Annotated in this window: 7 protein-coding genes; 6 read left to right on the top strand and 1 reads right to left on the bottom strand. The window is 71.4% G+C overall.

Translation table 11 applies throughout. The annotated features are described in order from the left end of the window. Positions 1 to 40: 40 nt before the first annotated feature. Entirely contained in the window at positions 41 to 361 is a 321-nt protein-coding gene (gene fliE, locus APY03_RS11920) for a flagellar hook-basal body complex protein FliE (RefSeq protein WP_068677060.1), read from the bottom strand. 266 nt (positions 362 to 627) lie between these two features. Here fliE and fliF point away from each other — a divergent pair, with 266 nt between their 5' ends. From fliF to APY03_RS42435, 6 genes are all read left to right on the top strand, one after another. Then, a complete protein-coding gene (gene fliF, locus APY03_RS11915) occupies positions 628 to 2,325 on the top strand; it encodes a flagellar basal-body MS-ring/collar protein FliF (protein ID WP_068677059.1) in 1,698 nt (565 codons plus the stop codon). Next, a complete protein-coding gene (gene fliG, locus APY03_RS11910; protein WP_068677058.1) occupies positions 2,322 to 3,317 on the top strand; it encodes a flagellar motor switch protein FliG in 996 nt (331 codons plus the stop codon). The genes fliF and fliG overlap by 4 nt, the downstream gene beginning before the upstream one ends. Continuing rightward, a complete protein-coding gene (gene fliH / locus APY03_RS11905) occupies positions 3,304 to 4,077 on the top strand; it encodes a flagellar assembly protein FliH (protein ID WP_068677055.1) in 774 nt (257 codons plus the stop codon). Before fliG ends, fliH begins: the two co-directional genes overlap by 14 nt. After that, on the top strand, positions 4,077 to 5,477 hold the full coding sequence (fliI, locus tag APY03_RS11900) for a flagellar protein export ATPase FliI (protein WP_068677054.1): 1,401 nt from the start codon (positions 4,077 to 4,079) through the stop codon (positions 5,475 to 5,477). The genes fliH and fliI overlap by 1 nt, the downstream gene beginning before the upstream one ends. Before the next feature lie 20 nt (positions 5,478 to 5,497). Next, positions 5,498 to 5,953: a flagellar export protein FliJ gene (fliJ, locus tag APY03_RS11895; protein WP_068677045.1), complete on the top strand. Its 456-nt coding sequence runs from the start codon at positions 5,498 to 5,500 to the stop codon at positions 5,951 to 5,953. 10 nt (positions 5,954 to 5,963) lie between these two features. Next, a partial coding sequence (locus APY03_RS42435) for a hypothetical protein (protein ID WP_198161242.1) occupies positions 5,964 to 6,545 on the top strand: 582 nt, incomplete at its 3' end.

Raw genomic sequence — 6,545 nt, 5'->3', positions numbered from 1 at the left:
GGTGGGCGGCTACACGAAGTGAGCCAACCTGGGGGCGAGCTTATGCAGGCAGGCTCATCACTTCCTGGTAGGCGGCCACCAGCCGGTTGCGCACCTGCAGGCCGGTCTGGAAGGCCACGTTGGCCTTCTGCAGGTCGACCATCACGTCGTTCAGCGCGACGCCGGGGCGCCCGAGCTCGAAGGCCTCGGCCTGGCCGTAGGCCCTGTTCTGCGCAGTGCTGATGCCCTCGAGCGAGCGCCTCAGCTCGGCGGCGAAGCCGGCCTGCGGGCGCGGCTCGGCGGCGGGGCGCGGCGCGATGCCGCTCTGGAGCGCGGTGGCCCGCATCTGCTGCAGCACGGATTCGATGGCGGAGGTGGACATGTAGAACCTTTTCTTAATTCCTGGAGACAGTGGGCTTGCCATGGAAGGGACGTGGCACTCCCGCGTGTCTTCAGCGTAACCGCGGCGACCCGAAAGAGATGGCCCCAACTGACGGCGAAAACCCCGGCTGTTCGGCCAATCGATTTCACGCCCGCTGCCGAGAATCGATCGCGAAACAAAAAGGCTGCTCGCGACTTCAACGGCATGAATCCTCCTCGACGACTTCTCCCGCTCCTCCTGGCTTGCGCCATGGCCGGGGCTCAAGCATGAGCAGCACGGCAATGCCCGCTGGCGCGATGCCGGCGGCGGCCGGCGCGCCGCTGCTGGAACGCCTGCGCGCCCAGCCCAAACTGCCGCTGATCGTCGGCGCCGCAGCCCTGGTCGCGGTCGCCGCCGCCTTCATGCTGTGGAGCCGCGCGCCCGACTACAAGGTGCTCTACACCAACGTCTCGGACCGCGACGGCGGCGCGATCATCGCCTCGCTGGCGCAGATGAACGTGCCCTACAAGTTCGCCGAGGGCGGCAGCGCGATCCTGATCGCCGGCGACAAGGTGCCCGAAGTGCGCCTCAAGCTCGCGGCCCAGGGCCTGCCCAAGGGCGGCGGCGTGGGCTTCGAGCTGATGGACAACCAGAAGTTCGGCACCAGCCAGTTCGCCGAGCAGGTCAACTACCAGCGCGGACTGGAGGGCGAGCTGGCCCGCTCGATCGAGTCGATCGGCACGGTCGAATCGGCCCGCGTGCACCTCGCGCTGCCCAAGCCCTCGCTATTCGTGCGCGAGCAGAAGAAGCCTTCCGCCTCCGTAGTGCTGAGCCTGCACCGTGGCCGGGGCATCGACGAGGGCCAGGTCAGCGCGATCGTCCACATGATCTCCAGCAGCGTGCCGGAGCTGGACCCCAAGAGCGTGACGGTGGTGGACCAGCGCGGCAACCTGCTGTCGACTGCCAACGCCGGCGCGCGCGGGCTCGACGTGAGCCAGCTCAAGTACGCGCAGGAGATCGAGCAGGGCTACATCCGCCGCATCGAGGCCATCCTGCAGCCCATCCTCGGCGCGAGCAATGTGCGCGCCCAGGTCGCGGCCGACATCGACTTCTCGGTGGTCGAGCGCACCGAGGAGAAGTTCGCGCCCAACCAGGACCCGCGCAACGCCGCGGTGCGCAGCCAGCAATCCAGCGAGTCGGCCCAGCTCGGCGCCACGCCCCCTGGCGGCGTGCCGGGCGCGCTGTCGAACCAGCCGCCGGTGAATCCCGGCGCGCCGATCATCGCGCCGCGGCCGGCCAATGCGCCGGCGAACGGCGCCACGCCGCCGGGCGCCGCCACCACCACGACGGCAACCACCAGCACTGCGCCGGGCGGCCCCAGCAGTTCGCGCAAGGACACGACGACCAACTACGAGCTCGACCGCTCCATCCGCCATGTGCAGCAGGGCGCCGGCGGGATCAAGCGCCTGTCGGTGGCGGTGGTGGTGAACCACCTGCCCGGCGCCGACGGCAAGGCGCGAGCACTGACGCCGGCCGAGGTCGAGCAGATCCGCAACCTGGTGAAGGAGGCGATGGGCTACAGCCAGGAGCGCGGCGATTCGCTCAACGTGCTCAACAGCGCCTTCGCCCGCGACGGCCAGGACGAGCCGCAGGCCGAGGTGCCCCTCTGGAAGGACCCGGCCAACATCGAGCTCGCCAGGAGCATCGGCCTGTACCTGCTGCTCGGCGTGCTCGCCTTGTTCGCCTGGTTTGCCGTGTTCCGGCCGCTGCTGCGCAAGCACCTGGCGCCGCCGCCCGCGGCGGCACCCGAACCGGCACCCGCGAGCGCCGCGATCGATGCCGAGGACGAAGCCGGCGCCGCCCACCTGAGCGCCCTCCAGCGCGAAGCCGAGCGCCGCCAGGCCGACCTCGACTACGTGCAGCAGACCGCCGAGCAGGACCCGCGGCTCGTCGCCACCTTGATCAAGCACTGGATGAACCCATGAGCGATGCTGGAACACGCAAGGCCGCCATCCTCCTGATGTCCCTCGGCGAGGACCGCGCCGCCGCCACGCTGCACCACCTGCCCACCACCGAGGTGCAGGCGCTGGGCGCCGCCATGGCCAAGCTGAGCCAGGTGTCCAAGGAGGAGCTGGCAGCCGTCCTGGCGGAATTCCGCCTCGAGACCGAACAGCTCTCCGCCCTGCACCTGGGCTCGGGCAGCTACATCCGCGCGGTGCTGCGCAAGTCGCTGGGCGACGACCGCGCCAGCAACCTGCTCGAGGACATCCTGCAGCCCGACGAGCCGCACGGCGGCATCGAGCGGCTCAACGACCTGGAGGCCGGCGAGGTGGTGGAGCTGATCCGCGACGAGCACCCGCAGATCCTCGCCACGCTGCTGGTCCACCTCGACCGCAAGAAGGCCTCCGAGGTGCTGGAAAAGCTGCCGGTGCGCCTGCGCCACGACGTGATCATGCGCGTGGCCACCTTCGGCGGCGTGCAGCCCGCGGCGCTGGCCGAGCTGACCGACGTGCTGACCGAGATGCTCTCGGGCGAAGGCCTCAAGCGCAGCCGCCTGGGCGGCGTTCGCACCGCGGCCGAGATCGTCAACCTCATGAGCACTGCGCAGGAGGAAGAGGCGATCGCCCACGTGCGCGAGCACGACGAGACCCTGGCGCAGCGCATCGTCGACGAGATGTTCGTCTTCGAGAACCTGCTGGACCTGGAGGACCGCTTCGTCCAGCGCCTGCTCAAGGACATCGAATCCGAGTCGCTCATCGTCGCGCTCAAGGGCTCCACGCAGGAGCTGCGCGACAAGTTCCTCAAGAACATGTCGCAGCGCGCCGCCGAGACGCTGCGCGAGGACATCGAGCTGCGCGGCCCGGTGCGGGTCTCGCAGGTCGAAGCCGAGCAGAAGGCCATCCTGCAAGTGGTGCGCCGCCTTGCCGATGCCGGCGAGGTCGTGATCGCCGCCCCGGGAACCGATGACTTCGTCTAAGCAAACAGCCGCCGCCCCCGCGTCGCGCGCACGGCTCGCCGCGGCCTATGCGCCCGCGCGGCCGGCCGCCGCACCCCAGGCCGCCAAGCCCTCGCTGTCGGCCTGGCAGCGCTGGGAAATGGGCACGCTCGAAAACGAGGATGCCGCGCACGGCAACGTGCAGGCCCTGGTCGTTCCGCGCGTGGACCCGGAGGTCCTGGCGCGCGACAACGAGCTTTCCCGCCTGCGGCTGCAGGCGCGTGCCGAAGGCCGCACCGAAGGCCACCGCGAGGGCCTGGCCAAGGGCCGCGCCGAAGGCCACGCGGAAGGGCTGGCCGCGGGTCTTGCCGCTGCGAGCGCCCATGCCGAGCAGCTGCGCGCCCTCGCCGCCACGCTGCCGGCCGCGCTGCGCCGGGCCGAGAGCGAACTGGCCGACGCCATCCTCACACTCGCGATGGACGTGGCGCGCCAGGTGGTGCACCGCACGCTGCGCGCGGAGCCCGAATGGGTGCTGCCGCTGGTGCAGGACCTGCTGCATGCCGAGCCCGCGCTGCAAGGCGAGCCGCGCCTGCTGCTGCATCCGGACGACGTGGCGCTGGTGAAGAACAGCCTGGGCAACGAGCTGCAGATCGCCGGCTGGCAGGTGCGCCCCGACGACACGCTGGCACGCGGCGGCTGCCGCGTGCAGTCCGCCAGCGGCGAGATGGATGCCAGCCTGGAAACACGCTGGAAGAGCGTGACCGCGGCCTTGAGCCGTGACATCGACGCCGCGGAGCTCTGATGCCGGCCGCCACCGCCAACCCGCATCTGAAGTCCTGGCTCGGCACGCTCGCGCAGGCGCGCGTGGAGGTCAACCGCACCGCCGCCACCGTCACCCACTCCGGCCGCCTCACGCGCGCCGTCGGACTGGTGCTGGAGGCCGTCGGCCTGCAGCTGCCCGTGGGCAGCGACTGCCTGATCGAACTGCCGCCCGGCTATCCCCAGCGCCATGCCGAGGCCGAGGTGGTCGGCTTCGCCGGCGACCGCCTGTTCCTGATGCCGCAGAGCGAGGTGGCCGGTCTCATCCCCGGCGCACGCGTGTTCGCGCGTCCCGGCTCGGCCACGGCAGGCGACGAGGCGCATGGCAAGCGCCTCCCGGTCGGCGAGGGCATGCTCGGGCGTGTGGTCGATGCCGTCGGCCGCCCGCTCGACGGCCTGGGCCCGCTGGACATCGCGCGCAAGGTGCCGCTGTCGGCACCGCCCATCAACCCCCTCACCCGCGCGCCCATCGACTCGGTGCTCGACACCGGCGTGCGCGCCATCAACGCGATGCTGACCGTCGGCCGCGGCCAGCGCATGGGCCTGTTCGCCGGCTCCGGCGTGGGCAAGAGCGTGCTGCTCGGGATGATGGCGCGCTACACCAGCGCCGAGGTGATCGTGGTCGGCCTGATCGGCGAGCGCGGCCGCGAGGTCAAGGATTTCATCGAGAACACCCTGGGCGAGGAAGGCCTGGCGCGCGCCGTGGTGGTTGCCGCACCCGCTGACAACTCGCCGCTGCTGCGACTGCAGGGCGCGGCCTATGCGACCTGCCTGGCCGAATACTTCCGCGACCAGGGCAAGGACGTGCTGCTGATCATGGATTCGCTCACCCGCTACGCCATGGCACAGCGCGAGATCGCGCTGGCGGTGGGCGAGCCGCCCGCGACCAAGGGCTACCCGCCCTCGGTCTTCGCCAAGCTGCCGGCGCTGGTGGAGCGTGCGGGCAACGGCGCACGCGACGCGCAGGGCCGCGGCGGCTCGATCACCGCCTTCTACACCGTGCTCTCCGAGGGCGACGACCAGCAGGACCCGATCGCCGACTCGGCGCGCGCCATTCTCGACGGCCACGTGGTGCTGTCGCGCACGCTGGCCGAGGCCGGGCACTACCCGGCCATCGACATCGAGGCATCCATCAGCCGCGCGATGACGGCACTGATCCCGCCATCGCAGTTCGACGCGGTGCGACGCTTCAAGCAGATGCTGTCGCGCTACCAGCGCAACCGCGACCTGATCAGCGTCGGCGCCTACGCGGCCGGGCACGACCTGCAGCTGGACCAGGCCATTGCCTTGCATCCGAAGCTGGAGGCCTTCCTCCAGCAGGGCATGGACGAACGCACCGACTACGCGGCTTCGGTGGCGCGAATGGCCGGCCTGTTCGAGTAGTGCCGGCGAAGGAATTCACGATGTCCAAGAAGCTCCCCCTCGACACCCTGCAGGAACTGGCCCGCAAGCAGAAGGAAGAAGCGGCGCGCCGCCTCGGCGTGCTGCAGACCGCGCAGGTCAGCGCGCACCAGAAGCTCGATCTGCTGCTGCAGTACCGCCAGGACTACGCCAACCAGTTGCAGTCGCTGATGGCGCACGGCCTGCCCGCCTCGCAATGGCGCAACTTCAACAACTTCCTGGGCACGCTGGACGGCGCGATCGAGCAGCAGCGCGCCATCGCCAAGCAGGCCGGGCTGCGGCTGGACCGCGGGCGCGGCGACTGGCAGCACCAGGCGCGACGCCTCAACTCCTTCGACACGCTGGCCGATCGCCTGCGGCGCCAGGAACTCGCCGTCCAGGCCAAGCGCGAGCAGCGCGACAGCGACGAGCGCGCGGCGCGCAAGTTCATCGACCGCGCTGCCCAACCGAATTTCTAGAGGAACCGCCATGCCCACCTTCATTCCCTCCGCCACCCTCCCGGCGAGCCCGGCGCAGGCCGCCGCCGCCTCCGGCGCGCGGGGCCGCGCCGCAGCGGACGAGCACGCACGCAGCAGCTTCGGCGCCGTGCTGGAGCGCTCGCGCGCCGGCACGCGCCGCGCGCAGGACGGCGCGGAAGCGGCCAGCGCGGAAGGCGCGGCCACGCCCCACAAGCCGAACCGCCACATGGGGCGCAAGGACGAGCCGGGCTCCGAGCTGCTGACGATCGCGCTGTTCGCGCCCCAGGTCCTGGCCACGGCGCCGTCGCCCACCGCGGCGGGCGGCGCGGGCACCGGCACGGGCCGCACGGTGCTGCCCGCGGCAGGCTCGGCGCCGCCCCAGGACCCATCGCTCGCCGCAACGGCCGCTGCCGCATCGACGCCCGACGCCGATGCGTCTCCCGCCGCGGACCAAGGCGCACGCCAGGATGCCAAGGCGCCACCGACGGGCCCGGACGTGGACATGACAACGACGGCTGCGACCTCCGGCGCCCTGGCCGACAAAGGCTTCGCGCTGCCTGGCATGCCGGCCGCGGCCAGTTCCGAGCCCCCC

The organism is Variovorax sp. WDL1, from assembly GCF_001541225.1.
In the GTDB taxonomy this organism is placed as follows: Bacteria; Pseudomonadota; Gammaproteobacteria; order Burkholderiales; family Burkholderiaceae_C; genus Variovorax.
This window is presented reverse-complemented; position numbering and strand designations above follow the sequence as displayed.

Excerpts from the sequence above, each read along its gene's own strand:
- fliE (WP_068677060.1), bottom strand. The coding sequence starts at position 361 with ATGTCCACCTCCGCCATCGAATCCGTGCTGCAGCAGATGCGGGCCACC.
- fliJ (WP_068677045.1), top strand. The coding sequence starts at position 5,498 with ATGTCCAAGAAGCTCCCCCTCGACACCCTGCAGGAACTGGCCCGCAAG.
- fliF (WP_068677059.1), top strand. The coding sequence starts at position 628 with ATGAGCAGCACGGCAATGCCCGCTGGCGCGATGCCGGCGGCGGCCGGC.
- fliG (WP_068677058.1), top strand. The coding sequence starts at position 2,322 with ATGAGCGATGCTGGAACACGCAAGGCCGCCATCCTCCTGATGTCCCTC.
- fliI (WP_068677054.1), top strand. The coding sequence starts at position 4,077 with ATGCCGGCCGCCACCGCCAACCCGCATCTGAAGTCCTGGCTCGGCACG.
- fliH (WP_068677055.1), top strand. The coding sequence starts at position 3,304 with ATGACTTCGTCTAAGCAAACAGCCGCCGCCCCCGCGTCGCGCGCACGG.